This is a genomic window from uncultured Amaricoccus sp. (genome assembly GCF_937858865.1).
In the GTDB taxonomy this organism is placed as follows: domain Bacteria; phylum Pseudomonadota; class Alphaproteobacteria; order Rhodobacterales; family Rhodobacteraceae; genus Amaricoccus.
Genome location: NZ_CALLYO010000303.1, coordinates 1 through 20,570, shown reverse-complemented (window position 1 = coordinate 20,570; position 20,570 = coordinate 1). Strand labels below are relative to the sequence as shown.

At 72.6% G+C, this 20,570-nt stretch carries 20 protein-coding genes; 12 read left to right on the top strand and 8 right to left on the bottom strand.

Annotated elements, in window-relative coordinates:
- The 4 genes from Q0112_RS08645 to Q0112_RS08630 form a co-directional block, all read right to left on the bottom strand.
- Nucleotides 1-1,097: glycosyltransferase family 39 protein (locus Q0112_RS08645; protein WP_297973999.1), on the bottom strand; the 1,097-nt coding region annotated here is incomplete at its 3' end.
- A gap of 67 nt (nucleotides 1,098-1,164) precedes the next feature.
- On the bottom strand, nucleotides 1,165-1,647 hold the full coding sequence (locus Q0112_RS08640) for an acyloxyacyl hydrolase (protein WP_297973997.1): 483 nt from the start codon (nucleotides 1,645-1,647) through the stop codon (nucleotides 1,165-1,167).
- A 63-nt stretch (nucleotides 1,648-1,710) separates the two neighbouring features.
- Nucleotides 1,711-2,367: a YggS family pyridoxal phosphate-dependent enzyme gene (locus Q0112_RS08635; protein WP_297973995.1), complete on the bottom strand. Its 657-nt coding sequence runs from the start codon at nucleotides 2,365-2,367 to the stop codon at nucleotides 1,711-1,713.
- 165 nt (nucleotides 2,368-2,532) lie between these two features.
- Nucleotides 2,533-3,669: a porin gene (locus Q0112_RS08630; protein WP_297973990.1), complete on the bottom strand. Its 1,137-nt coding sequence runs from the start codon at nucleotides 3,667-3,669 to the stop codon at nucleotides 2,533-2,535.
- A gap of 326 nt (nucleotides 3,670-3,995) precedes the next feature.
- On the opposite strand from Q0112_RS08630, the gene Q0112_RS08625 reads away from it, so the two are divergent.
- The 7 genes from Q0112_RS08625 to Q0112_RS08595 all read left to right on the top strand — a co-directional run bounded on the left by Q0112_RS08625 (nucleotide 3,996) and on the right by Q0112_RS08595 (nucleotide 12,219).
- A complete protein-coding gene (locus tag Q0112_RS08625) occupies nucleotides 3,996-4,496 on the top strand; it encodes a DUF3576 domain-containing protein (RefSeq protein WP_297973988.1) in 501 nt (166 codons plus the stop codon).
- Between the two features lie 27 nt (nucleotides 4,497-4,523).
- Nucleotides 4,524-7,082 (top strand): leucine--tRNA ligase, encoded by a 2,559-nt coding sequence (gene leuS / locus Q0112_RS08620; RefSeq protein ID WP_297973986.1) that lies wholly within the window; start codon nucleotides 4,524-4,526, stop codon nucleotides 7,080-7,082.
- Nucleotides 7,069-7,563 carry an LPS assembly lipoprotein LptE gene (gene lptE, locus Q0112_RS08615; RefSeq protein WP_297973984.1) on the top strand — a complete coding sequence of 165 codons (495 nt, stop codon included), beginning with the start codon at nucleotides 7,069-7,071 and terminating at the stop codon, nucleotides 7,561-7,563. Before leuS ends, lptE begins: the two co-directional genes overlap by 14 nt.
- A complete protein-coding gene (locus tag Q0112_RS08610; protein WP_297973981.1) occupies nucleotides 7,560-8,579 on the top strand; it encodes a DNA polymerase III subunit delta in 1,020 nt (339 codons plus the stop codon). Before lptE ends, Q0112_RS08610 begins: the two co-directional genes overlap by 4 nt.
- A 305-nt stretch (nucleotides 8,580-8,884) precedes the next feature.
- Nucleotides 8,885-10,444 carry a Ppx/GppA family phosphatase gene (locus tag Q0112_RS08605; protein ID WP_297973978.1) on the top strand — a complete coding sequence of 520 codons (1,560 nt, stop codon included), beginning with the start codon at nucleotides 8,885-8,887 and terminating at the stop codon, nucleotides 10,442-10,444.
- Nucleotides 10,445-10,450: 6 nt separating this feature from the next.
- Nucleotides 10,451-11,350, top strand: a complete 900-nt coding sequence (locus Q0112_RS08600) for a DMT family transporter (protein WP_297973977.1) — start codon at nucleotides 10,451-10,453, stop codon at nucleotides 11,348-11,350.
- A gap of 119 nt (nucleotides 11,351-11,469) precedes the next feature.
- The gene (locus Q0112_RS08595; protein ID WP_297973974.1) at nucleotides 11,470-12,219 is read left to right on the top strand and encodes an SDR family NAD(P)-dependent oxidoreductase; all 750 of its coding nucleotides are present in this window, start codon (nucleotides 11,470-11,472) and stop codon (nucleotides 12,217-12,219) included.
- Nucleotides 12,220-12,225: 6 nt separating this feature from the next.
- On the opposite strand, the gene Q0112_RS08590 is transcribed toward Q0112_RS08595, so the two are convergent.
- From Q0112_RS08590 to infC, 3 genes are all read right to left on the bottom strand, one after another.
- The gene (locus Q0112_RS08590) at nucleotides 12,226-13,458 is read right to left on the bottom strand and encodes a multidrug effflux MFS transporter (RefSeq protein WP_297973971.1); all 1,233 of its coding nucleotides are present in this window, start codon (nucleotides 13,456-13,458) and stop codon (nucleotides 12,226-12,228) included.
- A 184-nt stretch (nucleotides 13,459-13,642) separates the two neighbouring features.
- Complete coding sequence (locus tag Q0112_RS08585) at nucleotides 13,643-14,539, bottom strand: lysophospholipid acyltransferase family protein (protein ID WP_297973967.1); 897 nt, start codon at nucleotides 14,537-14,539, stop codon at nucleotides 13,643-13,645.
- A gap of 114 nt (nucleotides 14,540-14,653) precedes the next feature.
- Complete coding sequence (infC, locus tag Q0112_RS08580) at nucleotides 14,654-15,199, bottom strand: translation initiation factor IF-3 (protein WP_349770562.1); 546 nt, start codon at nucleotides 15,197-15,199, stop codon at nucleotides 14,654-14,656.
- 253 nt (nucleotides 15,200-15,452) lie between these two features.
- Here infC and Q0112_RS08575 point away from each other — a divergent pair, with 253 nt between their 5' ends.
- Nucleotides 15,453-15,746 (top strand): hypothetical protein, encoded by a 294-nt coding sequence (locus Q0112_RS08575; protein WP_297973965.1) that lies wholly within the window; start codon nucleotides 15,453-15,455, stop codon nucleotides 15,744-15,746.
- 211 nt (nucleotides 15,747-15,957) lie between these two features.
- On the opposite strand, the gene Q0112_RS08570 is transcribed toward Q0112_RS08575, so the two are convergent.
- Nucleotides 15,958-17,160 (bottom strand): pyridoxal phosphate-dependent aminotransferase, encoded by a 1,203-nt coding sequence (locus Q0112_RS08570; protein ID WP_297973962.1) that lies wholly within the window; start codon nucleotides 17,158-17,160, stop codon nucleotides 15,958-15,960.
- 69 nt (nucleotides 17,161-17,229) lie between these two features.
- Here Q0112_RS08570 and Q0112_RS08565 point away from each other — a divergent pair, with 69 nt between their 5' ends.
- The 4 genes from Q0112_RS08565 to ispG all read left to right on the top strand — a co-directional run.
- The gene (locus Q0112_RS08565; RefSeq protein WP_297973959.1) at nucleotides 17,230-17,505 is read left to right on the top strand and encodes a succinate dehydrogenase assembly factor 2; all 276 of its coding nucleotides are present in this window, start codon (nucleotides 17,230-17,232) and stop codon (nucleotides 17,503-17,505) included.
- 85 nt (nucleotides 17,506-17,590) lie between these two features.
- Complete coding sequence (locus Q0112_RS08560; RefSeq protein WP_297973957.1) at nucleotides 17,591-18,100, top strand: winged helix DNA-binding protein; 510 nt, start codon at nucleotides 17,591-17,593, stop codon at nucleotides 18,098-18,100.
- 188 nt (nucleotides 18,101-18,288) lie between these two features.
- Nucleotides 18,289-19,500 (top strand): helix-turn-helix domain-containing protein, encoded by a 1,212-nt coding sequence (locus Q0112_RS08555; protein WP_297973955.1) that lies wholly within the window; start codon nucleotides 18,289-18,291, stop codon nucleotides 19,498-19,500.
- A gap of 105 nt (nucleotides 19,501-19,605) precedes the next feature.
- A partial coding sequence (gene ispG, locus Q0112_RS08550) for a flavodoxin-dependent (E)-4-hydroxy-3-methylbut-2-enyl-diphosphate synthase (protein ID WP_297973953.1) occupies nucleotides 19,606-20,570 on the top strand: 965 nt, incomplete at its 3' end.

Genomic DNA, 20,570 nt, shown 5'->3' with positions numbered 1-20,570 from the left:
CTGGCCGCGGCGCAGGCGGCGAGCCCGGCCGCGAAGGCGCGCGGCCGCCAGCGGGCGAGCGCCGCCGCGTCGAGCCGGGCGATCAGCCAGAGCGGGAGGAAGGCGAGGAAGAAGAGATGGTGCGGCTTCACGTAGGAGGTGCCGGCCGCGGCGATGTAGAGGAGCACGAGCCCGAGGCAGAAGAGGACGAGCCGCCGCAGCAGCAGGAGGCCGGCGGCCCGATCGGGATCCGCCACCCCGGCGGGGCGGAAGGCCGCCGGCAGGAAGGCGGCGATCATGAGCCCGAGCGGCGCGATCAGGATGCTGACCGTCGCCTCCGCGAGACCGGCGACGCCCGCCGCGACGCGGGCGAGATAGGGCGGCGCCTCGCGGCCGATGATCTGCTCCGCAAGCGCGCCGCGCAGGATCTCGCGGTGCTCCCAGACCCAGGCGAGATGCGGCAGCAGCATGAGCAGGACGACCGCCGGCACGATGAGCGCCCGGCGCCGGAGGAGGAGGGCACGCCACGCCGGCACCGAGAGCGCGGCGGCGGCGAGCGCGACGGCGAAGATCGCCCAGTTGTAGCGGGCGAGGATGCCGAGCCCGACGATGACCCCGAGGAGCAGGTAGGAGACGGGCCCCGGGTCGTCCCGCAGGCGCAGGAGCGCGAGCACCGCGAGCGGGGCGAGCGCCATCGCGAAGGTGGTGTTGGTGAGATAGAAGAGCAGGTACCAGTGGAAATGCAGCGTCGCCAGCATGGCGAGGCCGGCGCAGACGGCGAGGACCGGGTCGGGCTGCAGCCGGCGGGCGATGGCGTAGAGGCCGGCGAGGCTGACGAAGACCCCGGCGAGCCGCAGCGCATAGATGACCGGCAGCCCGGGCCCGGCCGCGTGCGTCGCCGCCCAGGCGATCCAGTAGAAGCCCGGCGGGTTCTTCGCCTCGTAGCCCCAGGCGAGCGACTGCGACAGCAGCAGCGTCTCGATGTCGTCGCTGCGGCCGGAGGGGGCGAGGAGCGCGGCCTCGACCGCCATCAGCGCGAGATAGAGCCCGAGCAGCCCGAGGACCCGGGTCGGAGTCAGCCGGAGGGCCGGCAGGGGCTCGGGGATCGCGTCCGGCATGGCAGCCTGGCCTGTGGCGGGTCGGCGGGGTTCTAGCCGCGGCGCCGCCGCGCGTCCAGCCGCCGGATCAGAAGGGGCGGGTCAGGGTGACGAAGATCGTCTCGATGCCGGGATTGATCTCGCCGATGCCCCCGTTCGACTTGTGCTCGATGGCGAGGCCGAGCCGCCAGGGCGGCCGGATCTCCCGGCTGACGCCGAGGCGGGTGCGGAACTCGAGGTCCGAGCCGAGGTCGTCCCCGCCGTCGCCGAAGGCGTAGAAGCCGGCCATCACGCTGCCGCCGACCCGCCAGGCGTCGCCGAGCGGCAGCCCGGCGGTAAGGCCGGCGCCGGCCCAGAGATCGCCGGCGGTATCCGCCTCGCCGGCGACGCCGAGCCCGAAGCCGATCGCGCCGAGCTGCCAGATCGGCTCCGAGGTCACCTGCAGCCCGACGGTCGCCGCGCCGCTTCCCTCGCCGGAGAGATCGTCGTAGCCGAGCCCGAGGGTGAAGTCCGCCGCCCGCGCCGGCGTGCCCGCAGCCAATGCCAGGACCAGGACCGCCGCCAGCCGCATCGCTTCCTCCGCCACGCCAGGGGAGAAACGCGCGGCGATGGAGGAGGTTGCGCCGGCGCCGGCTCAGGGCGTGGCGCGCTCGCCGAAGAGCGCCGAGCCGATCCGCACGTGGGTGGCGCCATGGGCGATCGCCGTCTCGAAGTCGCCGCTCATGCCCATGGAGAGCCCGGCGAGCCCGTGGCGGACGGCGAGCTCGGCGAGCAGCGCGAAGTGCGGCGCAGGGTCCTCGTCGGCCGGCGGGATCGCCATCAGCCCGAAGACCGGCAGGTCGTAGCTGGCGCGGCAGGCGGCGAGCAGGGCGCCGAGGCCGTCGGGGTCGACGCCGGCCTTCTGCGGCTCGCGGCCGGTGTTGACCTGGACGAAGAGCGTCGGGCAGGCGCCGCGAGCCTGCACCGCGACCGCCAGCCGGCGCGCGAGACTGTCGCGGTCGAGGCTGTGGATGGCGTCGAAGAGCTCGAGCGCGCGGGCGAGCTTGTTCGACTGCAGCGGCCCGACGAGGTGCAGCTCGGTGCCGGGGAAGCGGGCGCGCAGCGGCGGCCACTTGCCCTCCGCCTCCTGCACCCGGTTCTCGCCGAAGACCCGCTGGCCGGCGGCGAGCACCGCCTCGATCCGCTCGAGCGGCTGCACCTTGGAGACGGCGACCAGGGTGACGGCGTCAGCGGGGCGTCCGGCTCTCCGGAGCGCGGCGGCGATGCGGGACCGGATCTCGGCAAGTGGCATGGGCGGCGGGTCCAGGATCGGGGTGCGCGGACCATAGCGGCGCCTGCCGGGGAAGGGAAGGCGGCCGCCGGCCCGCCATGCGCCGCGACCTCGGAAAGGCGGCCCCGAAAAGGAAAAAGGCGGGCCGAAGCCCGCCTTTCCCTCTCACTGTCCCGTTTTTCGGGATCAGAACGCCATCGAGATACCGAAGTCGCCGATCCAGGCCGGGTCGCCGCCCTCGTCCGAGCCGATGCCGACGATGTCGTAGGTCCGGCGGGCACCGAAGTTGACCGTCGCGCCACCGCCGAGGTCGTACTGCGCCGAGATCTCGAAGCTGTCGTCGCCGTCGAGCTCGGAGAGCACGCCGTCGGCGCTCAGGATCTTGCCGTAGACCAGACCGACCGCGAAGTTGTCCCAGCCGAAGGACGCACCGAGCAGCAGGTTGTCGGCCTCGAACTTGCCGAGGTCGTTGGTGTCGGAGGTGAGCTTGGCGTAGGTCAGACCGAAGCCGAAGGCGTCGTAGGTGCCCTTGAGGCCGACCGACCACTGCTCGCCGTCCGGCCACTCGACGACGTCGACCACCGGCACGGCGGTGTCGTCGATGCCGTCACCGTCGAGGTCGACGAGCTCGAAGCCGGCATCGTCGGTCGAGGTGAAGTTGTCGAACTTGTTGTAGCCGATGCCCGCGGACCAGCTGCCGCCACCGAAGTCGGCCGAGTAGCCGGTACCGACGGCGATGTCGGTCAGGTCACGGTTGGACGACAGCGAGAGGCCCCAGCCGGCGATGTCGAAGTCGTAGCGGACCGTCGGACGGGCCGCCGGGTTCTCGGCGAAGTCCGCGCCGTCGTCGGAGCCGAAGCTGCCGCCGTTCGACACGAAGCGGGTCTCGTCGAGCTCGCCGAGGCCGGTGAGCGAGTAGTCGCCCGGCACGTCGCCGACCCACTGCTCGTCGGCGCCGTTGGTGTCGCCGTAGGTCAGGGTGCCCCAGCTGCCGGACACGAAGACGCTGCCCGAACGCTGGCCCTCGGTGCCGCCCTCGCCGCCCGAGGAGTTGTCGGCGCGGATGGTGGCGCCGAAGGTGATGCCGCTGTCGGTCTCACCGGTCATGTTGACGCCGAAGCGGACGCGGGAGATCGCACGCAGGTCGTCCGGCGTGTCGATCGAGCCGTCGCTGTTCTCCTCGGTCAGGATCCCGCCGTCGTTGTCGATGTTGTAGCCGAGACCCAGCCGGGCGTCGCCGAACAGCGCGATACCCTGCGCCGAGGCGGCAGCGCCGACCAGGAGGGCGGCTGTCGCGGTGGTTGCGAAGAGTACGTTCTTCATCGCTTTCCTCGTGTTTCTTTCTTTGAAACCCATCTCAAATCCGGGTGATCCGGACCAAGTAGCTTCGTTCATCTCCCATCCGCCCGCCGACGGTCAAGCAAATGGGAGGCGCCCGCGCCTTTTGCCGGAGACTATGATGCAGCTTTGCCACAGTGGCCTTCCGGGCGCAGTCCGGCCGGCGGGCGGCCGCCCCCGTCCTGCCCCCGTCCTGCCCTGTCCTGCTTTGCACTTGCCGGGCGGCGGGCTTCACTTTACACACCCGCCAGAACGCCCGAAGGACCGCCGGCCCGAGAATCCGACCCGAGATCCGACCCTTGATCCGACCCTTGACCAGATCGCGCCCGAACTGCCTGGCCGCCGCACTGGCGGTGGTGACGCTCGGCCTGCTCGCCGGCTGCAACGGCGACGCCGACCTGCAGGCGGAGCGGGCGCAGGAGCGGCGCGCGGTCGAGAACGAGATGAGCGACGAGAGCTTCTTCGACCTCTTCCGCAACCAGAGCCAGCCCGACCGGCAGGTGGCGGTGAACCGCTACCTCTGGCAGGCCTCGCTCGACATCCTTTCCTTCCTGCCGATCGAGGGGGCGGACCCCTTCTCGGGCCTGCTCGTCACCGGCTGGGGACGCGTGGCGAGCGACGGCGGGGTCTACCGGGTCACCGTCTACATCAGCGATCCCGCGCTCGACGCCGCCTCGCTCAAGGTCGCGGGCTTCCGCCAGGCCGGCGGGCGCGCGGTGCCGGTCGACGCCGCCGCCAACCGCGCGCTCGAGGACGCGATCCTGACGCGCGCCCGCCAGCTCCGCATCGCCGAGGCCGGCGAGCAGCGATAGGGCGCGGCAGGAGTGAACGGGGGCGTCATGTCGCGCTACGAAGCCGGCCGCATCGAGCCGAAATGGCAGGAGGCCTGGGCCGAAGCCGGCCTCTTCCGCGCCGAGCGCGATCCGTCGCGGCCGAAGTTCTACGTCCTCGAGATGTTCCCCTATCCCTCGGGGCGCATCCACATGGGGCACGTGCGCAACTACACGATGGGCGACCTCTTCGCCCGCTACAAGGCGGCGAAGGGCTTCAACGTGCTGCACCCGATGGGCTGGGACGCCTTCGGCATGCCGGCCGAGAACGCCGCCATCGAGAAGGGCGTGCCGCCGGCCGAGTGGACCTACCACAACATCGACGCCATGCGGGCGCAGATGAAGCCGCTCGGCCTCTCGATCGACTGGAGCCGCGAGCTCGCCACCTGCGACCCGGAATACTACGGCCAGCAGCAGGCGCTCTTCCTCGACATGCTCGAGGCCGGCCTCGTCACCCGCAAGGCGGCGGTGGTGAACTGGGACCCGGTCGACATGACCGTGCTCGCCAACGAGCAGGTCATCGACGGCAAGGGCTGGCGCTCCGGCGCCCCGGTCGAGCGGCGCGAACTCACCCAGTGGTTCTTCCGCATCTCCGACATGGCCGAGGAACTCCTCGAGGCCCTCGACCACCTCGCGCACTGGCCCGAGAAGGTGCGCATCATGCAGCGCAACTGGATCGGCAGGAGCCGCGGCCTGCAGTTCGCCTTCGCCACCCGCGGCGCCCCCGCCGGCCACGAGACCCTCGAGGTCTACACCACCCGCCCCGACACCCTCTGGGGCGCGAGCTTCGCCGCCGTCTCCCCCGAGCACCCGCTCGCCAGGGCGCTGGAAGGCGACCCCGAGGTTGCCGCCTTCCTCGCCGAATGCCGCCGCATGGGCACCAGCGAGGAGGATCTCGAGACGGCGGAAAAGAAGGGCTACGACACCGGCATCCGCGTCGTCCACCCCTTCGACCCCGCCTGGGAGCTGCCGGTCTACATCGCCAACTTCATCCTGATGGACTACGGCACCGGCGCCATCTTCGGCTGCCCGGCGCACGACCAGCGCGACCTCGACTTCGCCCGCAAGTACCGCCTGCCGGTCATCGACGTCTTCGCCCCGCCGGGCTCGGAGGCCCGCGTCGCCGCCGAGGCCTACGTGCCGCCGAAGACCGAGACGGTCGAATTCCTCCGCCCCGTCGCCGGCGAGCGGCTGATGACCGGCGAGGCGGCGGTCGACGCCGCCATCGCCTTCTGCGAGGCGCGGGGAATCGGCCGCGGCGTCACCCGCTTCCGCCTGCGCGACTGGGGCCTCAGCCGCCAGCGCTTCTGGGGCTGCCCGATCCCGGTCGTCCACTGCCCCGCCTGCGGCATCGTGCCCGAGAAGCGCGGGAACCTCCCCGTCCGCCTCCCCGACGACGCCACCTTCGATAAGCCCGGCAACCCGCTCGAACGCCACCCCACCTGGGCGACGACGACCTGCCCGGCCTGCGGCGGCCCGGCGCGGCGCGAGACCGACACCATGGACACCTTCGTCGATTCGTCCTGGTACTACGCCCGCTTCACCGCCCCGCGCGCGGCGACCCCGACCGTGATGGAGGACGCCGCCTACTGGATGAACGTCGACCAGTACATCGGCGGCATCGAGCACGCGATCCTGCACCTGCTCTACTCGCGCTTCTTCGCCCGCGCGATGCGGATCACCGGCCACCTGCCGGAGAAGGCGATCGAGCCCTTCGACGCCCTCTTCACCCAGGGCATGGTGACGCACGAGACCTACGCCACCCGCGCCCCCGACGGCCGCCCGGTCTGGCGCGAGCCCTCCGAGGTCGTCCGCGACGCCGAGGGCGCCCGCCTCGCCGACGGCACCCCGGTCGAGATCGGCCCCTCGACCAAGATGTCGAAGTCGAAGAAGAACGTGGTCGACCCCGACGACATCATCGCCCGCTACGGCGCCGACACCGCGCGCTGGTTCGTCCTCTCCGACAGCCCGCCCGACCGCGACGTCGAATGGACCGCCGCCGGCGCCGAGGCGGCGCACAGGCACCTCGCCCGGGTCTGGCGCCTCGCGCACGAGACCTCCGAGGCGGCCGAGGCGGCCGAGGCGGCGGGCGGCGACCAGACGCTGCTCCGCGCCACCCACCGCGCGATCCGCGACGTCACCGCCGACATCGAGGGCTTCGCCTTCAACAAGGCGATCGCGCGCCTCTACGAACTGACCGGCGCCATCGGCAAGGCGCCCGCCGGCGCCCCGGCCCGGCGCACGGCACTCAGGACCCTCGCCCAGCTCACCGCGCCGATGACCCCGCACCTCGCCGAGGAGGTCTGGGCCATGGCCGGCGGCGCGGGCCTCGTCGCCGCCGCCCGCTGGCCCGAGGCCGACCCCGCGCTGCTCGTCGAGGCGAGCGTGACGCTGCCGGTGCAGGTCAACGGCAAGCGCCGGGCCGAGATCGCCGTCCCGGCCGGCTCCGACGCCGCGACGATCGAGGCGCTGGTGCTGCAGGACCCGGCGGTCGTCCGGGCGCTGAACGGCGCGGCGCCGCGGCGGCTCGTCGTGGTGCCGGACCGGATCGTCAATGTCGTGGTCTAGGCGGGCGCTCCTCGCGGCCTCCGCGTCGCTCGCCGCCTGCGGCTTCTCGCCGCTCTATGCCCCCGACGCGCCGGCCTCGCGCATGGCCGGCAAGGTCGAGGTCGGCCTCGTCGAGGGCGCGCCGGGCTTCGCGCTCCGCGAGCGGCTGACCGGGCAGCTCGGGCCGGCGGCCGCGCCCACCCACCGGCTCGACGTCGACCTCGAGCTCACCCGCACCGGCGTGGCGCTGACGCAGCAGAACGTCACCACCCGCTTCGACGTGGTGGGCCGGGCGAGCTACCGGCTGACGCCGATCGCCGGCGGCCCGCCGGTGGCGAGCGGCGTGGCCCGCTCGATCACCGGCTACAGCGCGCCCGAGTCGCCCGGCGCCTCGGCCTTCGCCGCCCGGGCGGCGCTCGACGACGCCGAGCGCCGGCTGGCGATCACGCTGGCCGACGAGATCCTGCAGCGGCTGGCGCTTTCGGCCGCCTCCTGGACATGAAGCTTGCCGCCCGCGACGCGGCGCGCTTCCTCGCCCGCCCGGACCCGGCGGCGGCGGGCATCCTCCTCTTCGGCGCCGACGCCATGCGGGTGGCGCTGAAGCGCGCGGCGCTGGTCGAGGCGCTGCTCGGGCCCGACGCCGCGGCCGAGATGCGGCTGACCCGCATCCCCGCCGCCGACCTCCGCCGCGACCCGGCGGCGCTCGCCGACGCGGTGAAGGCGACGGGCTTCTTCGCCGGGCCGCGCGCGGTCCTCGTCGAGGAGGCGACCGACGCGGCCGGCCCGGCCATCCTCGCCGCCCTCGCCGACTGGCGCGACGGGGACGCGCGCATCCTCGTCACCGCCGGCGGCCTCGGCGCCGGATCGAGCCTGCGCAAGGGCTTCGAGGCGGCGAGGACCGCCGTCGCCATCGGCATCTACGACGACCCGCCCGGCCGCGACGAGATCGAGGCGGCGCTGGCCGCGGCCGGCCTCGCCCGCCCCGGCCGCGAGGCGATGGGCGACATCGAGGCGCTCGCCCGTGCCCTCGACCCGGGCGACTTCGCCCAGCTCGTCGAGAAGCTCGCCCTCTACAAGCTCGGCGACCCCGCGCCCCTCTCGACCGAGGACATCGCCGCCTGCGCCCCGCCCACCACCGAGGACATGGACGAGGTCCTGATGCTCGCCGCCGACGGCGCCGCCGGCCGCCTCGCCGCCGCCTTCGCCGCGCTCGCCGCCCGCGGCGGCAGCCCGACCGGCCTCACCATCGCCGCCGGCCGCCACTTCCGCACCCTCTACGCCGCCGCCTGCGCGCCCGAGGGCCCCGACGCCGCGCTCGCCCGCGCCCGCCCGCCGGTCTTCGGCCCGAAGCGCGCCCGCATGGCCGCGCAGGCCCGCGCCCTCGGCCCGGCCGCGCTCGAGCAGGGCCTCGCCCAGATCATGGAGACCGAGCTCCTGCTGCGCTCCTCCCGCCCCGTCCCCGGCCAGGCCCTCGTCGAGCGCCTCTTCGTCCGCCTCGCCACCCTGAAGCGCGGCTGAGGCCCGGCCGCCGCGCCGCGCCCGATCGCCCGGCATCTTCGGTCCGCAAATATCCTCGGGGGTGAATTGGCCGAAGGCCAAGAGGGGGCAGAAGGCCCCCTCCTTCCCGCCCGCCTGCAGACGACATGCCGCCCGTCAGCCGTCGTTGCAGTGCGGTAAACGCCACGGCATGCCCACGCAATTCCAGTCGCTTGAATGGTGTCGTGCGTGCACGACGGTGCGGGACGCCCGGCGCGGTCGGGGCTGGACCCCGCCGCCGCCGCGCGCCACCATTGCCGCCGCGGAGGCGACGCAGGGAGGCGAGCATGGCGAGGATGCCCGGGCGGGCGCGGCCGAGCGAGCCCCGCGTCATCGAGATCGACACCCGGCGGGTGCTCTCGCGCCGGCAGCGGCACTTCGGCGTCATCGACATCGGCTCGAACTCGATCCGCCTCGTCGTCTACGACGACCTGAGCCGGGCGCCCTTTCCCCGCTTCAACGAGAAGTCCTTCTGCGCCCTCGGCGAGGGGCTCGCCGAGACCGGCCGCCTCTCGGAGGCGGCGATGGAGAAGGCCCTCGACGCCATCGGCCGCTTCGAGGCGATCGCCCGGGCGATGCGGGTGAAGCGCCTGCACGTCCTCGCCACCGAGGCCACCCGCCGGGCGACGAACGGCCCCGGCTTCGTCGCGGCGATCCGCGCCGCGACCGGCCTCAGCGTCCGCGTCCTCTCCGGCACCGAGGAGGCGAGCTACGCCGCGCTCGGCGTCGTCTCCGGCTTCTTCCAGCCCAAGGGCCTGACCGGCGACATGGGCGGCGGCAGCCTCGAGGTGGCCGAGGTGCTCGGCGACCGCGTCGGCGAGCGCACCGCCAGCATGCCGCTCGGCGCCCTGCCGGTCCTCTCCCTGCTGCAGCAGGGCTTCGACCCGGCCAGGAAGCGGATCGACGAGATCCTCGACGCCTCGCTGCCGCCGCTGCTGACCGAGCCGGTCTTCTACGCCATCGGCGGCGGCTGGCGCGCGCTGGCCCGGGTGCACATCGCCATGAACCGCGCCCCGATCAGCGTCGTGCAGGGCTACGAGGTCGCCGCCGCCGACCTGCGCGCCCTCGCCAGGCGCGTCTCGCGCATGGGCGCGGACGAGGTCGCGGCCCTGCCCGACGTGCCGGCCCGCCGCGCCGCCACCCTGCCGGCCGCCGCCCTCGTCATGCACCGCGTGCTGAAGAAGCTCGAGCCCGAGCGGGTGGTCTTCTCCATGCTCGGCCTGCGCGAGGGCTGGCTCTACGCCCGGCTCGATGCCGAGGAGCGATACCGCGACCCGCTGCTCGAGGGCGCCCAGGCGATCGGCCTCCCCTCGGCGCGGGTGCCGGAGTTCAGCGCCGCGCTCGCCCGCTGGACCGACGACCTCTTCCCCGGCGAGACCCAGAACGACCGCCGGCTGCGCCTCTCCGCCTGCGCCCTCACCGACCTCGCCTGGCGCGACCACGAGAAGGTCCGCGCGATGGAGAGCTTCGGCCGGCTGCTGCAGTTCCCCTTCATCGGCATCTCGCACCCGGAGCGCGCCTTCCTCGCCGTGGCGGTCATGGCCCGCTACGGCGGCAGCGTCGACGAGACCGTCCGGACGATCACCAGGGACCTCCTCGGCCCGAGCCAGCTCCGCCGCGCCGAGATCCTCGGCCGGGTGCTCCTGCTCGGCCACCGCTTCTCGGCCAGCGTGCCCGAGATCCTCGACTCGGCCCGGATCCGCATCGCCACCAACGCCGTGCGGCTCGAGATGCTGAGCACCGCCCACGTCCCAGACAGCGACGCCGTCCAGTCGCGCCTCCGCCAGCTCGCCCGCGTCGCCGGAGTCGAGGGGGCGGAGATCGTCCCGGTCGGCCCGGGAGGCTAGCGCACCATGACGCAGGTGGCGGCCGGCGAGCGGCTCCCGGCCTGGCGGCGCGCGGCGCCGGAGCTCGTCCTCATCCTCGTCACCATGGTCTGGGGTGCCACCTTCCTCGCCGTGAAGGTCGGCCTCGGCTTCAGCGGCCCGCTCTTCTTCGTCGGCAGCCGCTTTGCCGTCGCCGCCCTCGCCGCCGCCCTCCTCGCCCTCCCGGTCCTGCGCGGCCTCACCCGCGCCGAGCTCGCCGCAGGCGCCGCGATCGGCACCTCGATCTTCGGCGGCTACGCGCTGCAGACCGCCGGCCTCGCGACGATCACCTCGAGCCAGTCGGCCTTCATCACCGCGCTCTACGTCCCGCTCGTCCCCCTGCTGCAATGGGCCGCCCTCGGCCGCCGGCCGCGGCTCGCGAGCTGGATCGGCATCGTCCTCGCCTTCGCCGGCCTCCTCCTCGTCGCCGGCCCCGGCGCCGGCGGCCTCGGCTTCGGCCGCGGCGAGATCCTGACCCTCGCCGGCACCGTGGCGATCGCCGGCGAGATCATCCTCATCGGCCGCTTCGCCGGCACCGTCGACGCCGCCCGGGTCACCGTCGTGCAGCTCGCCACCGCCGCGCTCCTCGCCTTCGCCGCCATGCCGCTCGCCGGCGAGGGGATCCCCGCCGTCTCCTGGCCGCTCCTCGCCCTCGTCGCCACGCTCGGCCTCGCCAGCGCGCTGATCCAGCTCGCGATGAACTGGGCCCAGCGCACGCTCAGCCCCACCCGCGCCACCCTCATCTACGCCGGCGAGCCGGTCTGGGCCGGCATCGTCGGCCGCCTCGCCGGCGAGCGCCTGCCCGCCCTCGCCTTCCTCGGCGGCGCCCTGATCGTCGCGGGCGTCCTGGTGAGCGAGCTCGACCTCCGCCGCAAGCGCCGCCGCTGACGCCGGCCTGCGCCGCCCCGGTGCCCGGCCCTGCGCGCGCCGGAACGGCGGGCCTTGATGCCGGACGGCGGGCAGGCAATCGTTGCGGCCGATCGCGCGCACAACGGGGGACCGAACGCATGGCTGCCATCTATCCCGACCTCAGGCACAAGGTCGTCCTCATCACCGGCGGCGCGTCGGGCATCGGCGCGACCCTCGTCGAGAGCTTCGCCGCCCAGGGGGCGCGAGTCGGCTTCCTCGACATCGACGAGACGGCCGGGCGCGCGCTCGCCGACCGGCTCGGGGACGGGGTGCGCTTCGAGGCCTGCGACCTGCGCGAGACCGACCGGCTCAAGGCGGCGGTCGAGCGGCTGCGGGCCGCGTTCGGGCCGATCACCGGCCTCCTCAACAACGCCGCCAACGACGAGCGCCACGACCTGCTCGAGGTCAGCCCGGACTATTTCGACGAGCGGATCGCGGTGAACTTCAAGCACCAGTTCTTCGCCGCGCAGGCGGTCATGCCCGACATGATCGCGGCGGGCGGCGGGTCGATCGTCAACTTCAGCTCGATCGTGCCGATGGTGGGGATCGGCGGCATGCCGGTCTATGCCGCGTCGAAGTCGGCGGTCATCGGCTTCACCCGCTCGCTCGCGCGCGACTACGGGCCGCACAACGTCCGGGTGAACGCGCTGGCGCCCGGCTGGATCATGACCGAGCGGCAGCTCACGCTCTGGCTGACCCCGGAGGCGGACGCGATGCGTGAGGACCGCCAGGCGCTGAAGCGGCGGCTGATGCCGATCGACATCGCGCGGGTGGCGCTCTTCCTGATCTCCGAGGAATCGGGCGGCATCACCGGGCAGTGCTCGGTCGTCGACGGCGGGTGGCTCTGAGCCCGGTCAGTGGCTGGCGCGGAACAGGCGCCCCTTCTCGGTGACGAGGACGATGGCGAGGCTGCCGACGCCGCAGAAGACGAAGCCGGCGAGCAGCGGCGTGACGCTGCCGTCGTAGCGCAGGCCGATCCAGAGGCCGAGGCCGGCGCTGAGGAAGGTGGTCACCGCGCCGAAGAAGGAGGAGGCGGTGCCGGCGATGCGCCCCATCGGCTCCATGGCGATGGCGTTGAAGTTCGGCATGATGAGGCCGAAGCAGAAGAGCATCGCCGCCAGCAGGCCGACGAAGACCGCGAGCGGCGGCCGGCCGGTGGCGAGGTCGAGCCCGAGGTGCAGGATCGCGACGGCGCAGAAGGCGAGCGTGGCGGCATGCGACACCCGCCGCATGCCGAGGCGCATGACGAAGTGGCTGTTGACGAAGGCGGCGAGCGCGAGGGTGGCGGCGACGCAGCCGAAGAGGATCGGGAACCAGCGGCCTGAGTCGTAGGCCTCGACGAAGACCTGCTGGGCGGAGGTGATGTAGGCCATGAGCGCGCCGAGGATGACCCCGGCGGCCAGCGTGTAGCCGCCGGTCTGCGGCGTGGTCGCCGCCTCGCGGAAGGCGCGGGCGACCCAGCCGAGGCTGAGCGGCTCGCGGAGCGCGGCCGGGTGGGTCTCGGGCAGGCGCAGCGCCGACCAGGCCAGGACGGCGATCGCGAAGGCGCCGAGGAAGGCGAAGATCAGGTGCCAGCTGCCGAAGGCGAGGAAGGCGGTGCCGATGGTCGGGGCGACGACCGGGACCAGGATGAAGACCATCATCACGAAGGACATGACCTCGGCCATCCGCCGCCCGCCGAAGGCGTCGCGCACCACCGCGACCGCCACGATCCGCGGCGCGGCCGCGGCGAGGCCCTGCAGGGCGCGGGCGAAGAGGAGCCCCTCGAAGCGCGCGGCGACGAAGCAGGCCACGGAGGCGAGCGCATAGACGGCGAGGCCGGCGAGCAGGACGGGCTTCCGCCCCAGGCGGTCGCTCAGCGGGCCGTGGAAGAACTGGCCGAGGGCGAAGCCGAACAGGTAGCTGGTGATGACGAGCTGCTGGCGGTTCGCGTCGAGCAGGGCGAATTCCTCGCGCATCTGCGGCAGGGCGGGCAGCATGACGTCGATCGAGAGCGCGGTCAGCCCCATCAGCGCCGCCATCAGCGTCACGAATTCGGCGAAATGCGGCAGGAGCCGCGTCGGCGTGGCGGTGGCGGCCTCGGGCATGGCGATGGTCCGGGGGTGAGAGGTGACGGGTCGTCGGGCTGTTATAGCGCGGGCGGCCGGGATGACCAGACCATCGGCCGCCGCCGCGGGAGCCGGCCCGAGAACAGGATTTCGCGCGCGAAACTATAAGCAAACAATTGATATTGCTGAAAGTTTTTTTCAGCCTTAACCGTCCGTTCACACTCTACGGGCTCGAGCCGGTCCCGGCGTCGAAGGATTTCACCCAGCGGCGGTGCAGCCAGTAGTACTGGCCCGGGGTCGCGCGCACCCGGGCGGCGAGGCTGTCGGCGGCGGCCTGGGTCATCTCCAGGGCGGTCCCGGGCGGGATCGGGGCCTCGAACTCGACGGCGACCGAGAGGCCGTCCGGCTGGCGGGTGCCGTAGACCGGGATCATCGGCAGGCGGTACTTGAGCGCGAGCTCGGCGATGGCGGTGCCGCTCGGCGCCGGGTGGCCGAGGAAGTCGACCGGCGCGCCGCGCTTGGTGTACTGGTCGAGCAGGACGGCCATGACGCCGCCGCCCTTCAGGTGGCGGACGAGCTCGCGCAGGCCGGCGCCGTCGCGGCCGATGACGGGCTTCCCGCCGGCCTCGACGTTGGCGAGATAGTCGGCGTTCAGGAAGGGGTTCTTCACCGGGCGGATCATCGCGCCGGATTCGATGCCCTCGGCGAGCAGCGCGGCGCGCACCGCCTCCCACTGGCCGAAGTGGCCGGAGACGAGAAGGGCGCCCTTGCCCTCGGCGCGGGCGGCGCGGAGCGCGTCCCAGCCGGGGCCGACCGGGCCGGTCCAGGCGTGGCGGGCCTGGAAGGCGCGCCGGGTCATCACCTCGATCATGGTGCGGCCGAAGCTGTCGGCCATCGCCGCGCGGATGCGGCGGCGCTCGGCGGCGGGCATTTCGGGAAAGACGAGGCGGAGGTTGCCCTCGACCCGGCGGCGCAGGTCGGGGACGAGGGCGACGAGGGTGCGGGCGAAGCCGGAGGCGAAGGCGAGGCGCGCCCGGTAGGGCAGGGCGCGCGCCAGCCCGATCAGGGCGCCCTGCGGGAGCCAGGTCAGGAAGCTCAGCGCCTTGCTGCGGCGGGCCATGCGGTCACATCTCCGCCGCGGGCCCCCGCCGCGGCCCTTCGACGCGGTCTCCGACGCGGCCTCCGACGCGGGCCGTCCCGGCGCCGGGCGCCGGACGGACCGCGTCCGGAGTGGTCAGTGCTTCACCGGGTTGATCATCATGACCATCTGCCGGCCCTCGAGGCGGGGCATCGCCTCGACCTTGCCGAGTTCGGTCACATCCTCGGCCACCCGCTCGAGCAGCTTGCGCCCGAGGTCGGCGTGGGCCATCTCGCGGCCGCGGAAGCGGAGCGTTACCTTGACCTTGTCGCCGCCCTCGAGGAACTTCGTCACCGACCGCATCTTCACGTCGTAGTCGTGGGAGTCGGTGTTCGGGCGGAACTTGATCTCCTTGATCTCGATGATCTTCTGCTTCTTCCGCGCCTCGGATTCCTTCTTCTGCGTCTCGTACTTGTACTTGCCGAAGTCCATGATCTTGGCGACGGGCGGCGTGGCGTTCGGCGAGATTTCGACGAGGTCGAGGCCGGCGGCTTCGGCGAGGACCATTGCCTTCTCGGGCGAGATGAGGCCGATGTTCTCGCCCTCGGCGCCGATGAGGCGGATTTCGGGAGCGCGGATGCGCTCGTTGACGCGGGGTCCGGTATCGCGCGTCGGGGGCGCGTTGTGCGGTCTGCGGGCCAGGGTGATGCCATCCTTCTGATCGTTGGCGGGACAAAAAACCGGAGCAGCGGCCCCGGCAAGTCCGATAATGTAATACGGATCGGGGTCAAGGTGAAGATGCGCCACCGCCGCGCGGGGCGCAAATTCCGGCGGATTTCCGGCCGTTTCCCGCCATTTGCGGCCTCTCGCCGGGGTTGGCTCTTGCATCGCGCGGCGTGTATGGGCATGTCCTCAGGCGCCGGCGACACGTCCGGCGATCGGCCTGGAGACGAAGATGCAGCGGACCTGGTACTGGATCATCGCAGCGATCGTGGTGGTCCTTGCGATCTACTTCTTCATGCGGCCCGGCCCGGAAACCGCGCCCACGGAACCGGCGACCGCACCGTCGACGACCGAGCAGCCAGCCACCACGGCGCCGGCGGCCCCCGAACCCGCCGAACCGGCCGAGCCCGCCGGCGGCACGATGGCACCTGCCGAGCCCGCGACGCCCGAGCCCGCCGCGCCCGAGCCTGCGGCGCCGGCCGAGGGGACCGCGCCGGCGGACGGCACGACGGCGCCCGCGAACTGAGGCGCGCCCGCCGGAGCACCGGCGGAGACGGGAAGCGAAGCCCCGGGGGCGCCGCTGCGGCGCCCCCGGTTGCCGCGTGAGTGCCGGGGCCACGGCGTTCAGCTTTCGTCAACGATGGTTGCCATCCGGTTGACGGCGAACGAGGTTTTCCAATGAAAACAACGATCAGGGCCGGTGGGCACGCGTGCCCACCGGCCCCGCGCGGCCGGTCTCAGGCCAGGCTTTCGCAGAAGCGGCGGATGCGGCGGCAGGCCTCCGCCAGCACCTCGTCGGCGGCGGCGTAGCTGATGCGGAAGTTGGGGCCGAGCCCGAAGGCCGCCCCGAAGACGACGGCCACCCCCTCCGCGGCGAGAAGCTCGCTCGCGAAGGCCTCGTCGTCGGCGATGCGGACGCCCGCCGGCGTCGCGCGGCCGATCAGCTCGCGGATCGAGGGATAGACGTAGAAGGCGCCCTCCGGCACCGGGCAGCTCACCCCCGGGCAGTCGTTCAGCATCCCGACCACCAGGTCGCGCCGGCGGCGGAAGGCGCGCGCCGCCTCGGCGACATAATCCTGCGGGCCCTCGAGCGCCGCCACCGCCGCCCACTGGCTGACCGAGCAGGCGTTGGAGGTCGACTGGCTCTGGATCGCGGTCATGGCGCGGACGAGCGGCTTCGGCCCGCCGGCATAGCCGATGCGCCAGCCGGTCATCGCATAGGCCTTGGAGACGCCGTTGACGGTGAGGGTGCGCTCGTAGAGGCGCGGCTCGACCTCGGCCGGGGTGCAGAAGACGAAGGGTGGATAGGCGATATGCTCGTACATGTCGTCCGTCATCACCCAGACCTGCGGGTGGCGGAGGAGCACGTCGGTCAGCGCGCGGAGCTCCTCGCGCGAATAGCCCGCCCCGGTCGGGTTCGAGGGCGAGTTGAAGATCAGCCACTTGGTGCGCGGGGTGATCGCCGCCTCGAGCGCCTCGGGGCAGATCTTGAAGCCGCGCTCGAGCGCCCCCGCGACGACGACCGGCGTGCCGCCGGCCAGCGCCACCATGTCGGGATAGCTGACCCAGTAGGGGGCGGGGACGATGACCTCGTCGCCCGGGTTGACCGTGGCGAGGAGCGCGTTGAAGAGCACCTGCTTGCCGCCGGTCGAGACGACGATCTGGTCGGGCGCATAGTCGAGGCGGTTCTCGCGGGCGAACTTGGCCGAGATGGCGCGGCGCAGCTCCGGGATGCCCTCGGGCGCCGTGTAGCGCGTGCGCCCGGCATCGATCGCCGCCTTCGCCGCCTCGCGGATGTGGGCGGGGGTGTCGAAGTCGGGCTCGCCGGCCGAGAGCGAGATGATGTCGCGGCCCTCGGCCTTGAGCTCGAGGGCGCGGGCGGTGACGGCGATGGTCGGCGAGGGCTTGATGCGGGCGAGGGCATCGGAGAGGAAGGGCATCGGGCGCTCCGGCTGGCAGGGGCCGCGCGTGTCTTAGGCCCGGGGCCGTGGCCGGGCAAGGGGGCGAGGATGGCGGGCGACGACAGGGTGGAGACGACGGAGAATCGGCTGCGCCGGCTCCGGCTGCGGAGCTGGCACCGCGGCATCTGCGAGATGGACCTGATCCTCGGCCGCTTCGCCGACGAGCGGCTCGCCGGCCTCTCGCCCGAGCTCCTCGACGCCTTCGACCTGCTCCTGTCGGAGAACGACCACGACCTCTACCGGTGGGTCGGCGGCAGCGCCGAGGGACCCGCCCGCTATGCGGAGATAATCAGCGGGATCCGCGCCTTCCACCGCATCGGCTGAGCGGATTCGGGGCCTCCGCGGCTTAACGAGTTGTATATGATTCTGCTGGACGCTCCGCGCATTGTCCAGTTTGCGGAGTGACACGATGAGTATGCACGCAAAGGTTGCAGCGTTGCCGGAACCCTCCGCGCGGGAGGACTTCCTCGGCGCCTACCTCGAGACCCTCTCGATGGTGGAACGGCTGCACCGGCTGCTGCTCGACGTGGTGAAGGACGAATTCGAGCGCCTCGGCATCATCGACATCAACTCGGTGCAGGCGCTGCTGATCTTCAACATCGGCGACAACGAGGTGACGGCGGGCGAGCTGAAGACGCGCGGCTACTACCAGGGGTCGAACGTCTCCTACAACCTCAAGAAGCTCGTCGAGTGCGGCTACATGCACCACCAGAAGTGCGACGTGGACCGCCGGGCGGTGCGGGTGCGGCTGACCGAGAAGGGGCGGGGGATCCGCACCGTCATCGCCCAGCTCTTCCAGCGCCACGCGAGCGGAATCCTGAGCCGCGAGGTCCTCGGCAACATGCGCATCGAGGACATCAACGCCAGCCTGCGCCGCATGGAGCGCTACTGGAGCGACCAGATCCGCTACATCTACTGAGGCGGCGGGGCCGGTGTGCGGCGTTTCGGCAACCAAACCCGAGACTTTTGCGTCATCTGAAACAACCGCTCCTGCCCAAGCCGCTGAAATGATGATAGGATGGAATAAAATAAAACGGTCCGCCGGGTCTGATTCGCCGGCGGAGGGGCGCGGGCAGCAGTAGGGTTTAGGGGTCTCCAGGCGGATCCATGGGTACGACGGTGCACAATCCTGGGGAGAGGGACTTCGGTCCCTACGAGTATGCCCTCGGTGACGAGCTGCGTGGCGAGCGCGCCACCCTGGGCAAGACGCTTCTCGACATCCAGCGCGATCTGCGGATCAAGGCGGCCTATATCGCCGCGATCGAGGACGCCAAGCCGGAGGTCTTTCCCAACCCGAGCTTCATCGCCGGCTACGTGCGCTCCTATGCGCGCTACCTGCAGCTCGATCCCGACGAGGTCTACCGGCGCTTCTGCCAGGAGAGCGGGTTCGCCGGCGCGCAGGGCGGCGCGGCGGCACGCGCCACGGGCGGGGGCAAGCGCGCGGCGCAGGCGGCGCCGGGCGGCTTCCGGCCCGACTTCCCGCTGGCGCGGCTCGAATCGCGCGGCATGCCCGAGATATCTCTGCCGGCCATCGGGTCGGTGCTGGTGCTGGTGGCGCTGCTCGCCGGGCTCGGCTACGGCGGGTGGAACGTGCTGCAGAGCATCCAGCGGGTGCGCTTCGCGCCGGTCGAGGAGCTGCCGCTCGCCGTCGCCGAGATGCAGCCGCTCGATCCGCCCGAGGCGATGCCGCTCGACGAGCCGGCGCTGACCGAGCTCGCGAGCCCGGTCGCCGCGACGGCGCTGGCCGATCTCTACCGCCAGCAGGAGGCCGAGGTGCCGATCCTCGTGCCGCGCGACGGCCCGATCGCCGCGCTCGACCCCGACCGCACCGGCCTGCTCGCCCGGCCCGCCGGGACGGCGACGGCCGCGCCGGCCTCGGCCAGCGAGATCCCCGCGGCGCTCACCGTCGCCGCCGGCGCGGCGCCGATGCAGGGGCCGCTGCTGCCCACCACCGCCGCCGCCAGCGCGGCGAAACTGCCGCTCGTCGTGGTCGCCGAGCGCGCGGCCTGGATCCGCGTCTACCAGGAGAACGGCACGGTCATCTTCGAGACGATCCTCGAGAAGGGCCAGACCTATTCGCCGCCCGAGGGCATCGAGAAGCCGCTGATCTGGGCGGGGAATTCCGGCTCGGTCTACGTGCGCGTCGGCGACAGCCTGCGCGGCCCGCTCGGCAGCGGCACGCGGGCGACCCGCGACGTCGTTCTCGAGCCGCAGGCGATCGTCGACCGCTACGACCAGGTCTCCGACGTCCCCGAGGTGATCTCGCAGGTCTTCCCGACCCCGCCCGCCGGCATCGAGCCCGCCGTCGCCATCCAGTAGCGGCGGGCCCGCCGGGCCTGTCATCGACATGTCATCCGGCCCGGCGTGACAATCCGGCGCGTCTCGCCTATGGTCCGGGACCGAGCATTTCCGGACCCGCGTCGCATGAGCCACAATCCCATCCGCCCCTGGCGCAACATCGACCGGCGCCGGTCGCGCCAGATCCACGTCGGGCCGGTGGCGGTGGGCGGCGGCGCGCCGATCAGCGTGCAGACGATGACCAACACGCTGACGACCGACGTGAAGGGCACGATCGCCCAGGTCCAGGCGGCGGCGGAGGCGGGCGCCGACATCGTGCGGGTGTCGGTGCCGGACGAGGCCTCGAGCCGGGCGCTGCGCGAGATCGTGCGCGAGAGCCCGGTGCCGATCGTCGCCGACATCCACTTCCACTACCGCCGCGCCATCGAGTCGGCGGAGGCGGGCGCCGCCTGCCTCAGGATCAACCCGGGCAACATCGGCGCGAAGGAACGGGTGTGCGAGGTGATCCGCGCGGCGAAGGACCACGGCTGCTCGATGCGGATCGGCGTGAACGCGGGCAGCCTCGAGAAGCACCTGCTCGAGAAGTACGGCGAGCCCTGCCCGGAGGCGATGATCGAGTCGGGGCTCGACCATATCCGCGTGCTCGAGGACAACGACTTCCACGAGTTCAAGATCAGCGTGAAGGCCTCGGACGTCTTCCTCGCCGCCGCCGCCTACCAGGGGCTCGCCGAGGCGACCGACGCGCCGATCCACCTTGGCATCACCGAGGCCGGCGGCCTGACGACCGGCACGGTGAAGTCGGCGATCGGGCTCGGCAGCCTGCTCTGGATGGGGATCGGCGACACGCTGCGCGTCAGCCTCTCGGCCGATCCGGTCGAGGAGGTCCGTGTCGGCTTCGAGATCCTGAAGGCCCTCGGCCTCCGCCACCGCGGGGTCAACATCATCTCCTGCCCGTCCTGCGCCCGGCAGGGGTTCGACGTCATCAAGACGGTGGAGATCCTCGAGAAGAGGCTCGAGCACGTGAAGACGCCGATGTCGCTCTCGATCATCGGCTGCGTGGTGAACGGGCCGGGCGAGGCGCTGATGACCGA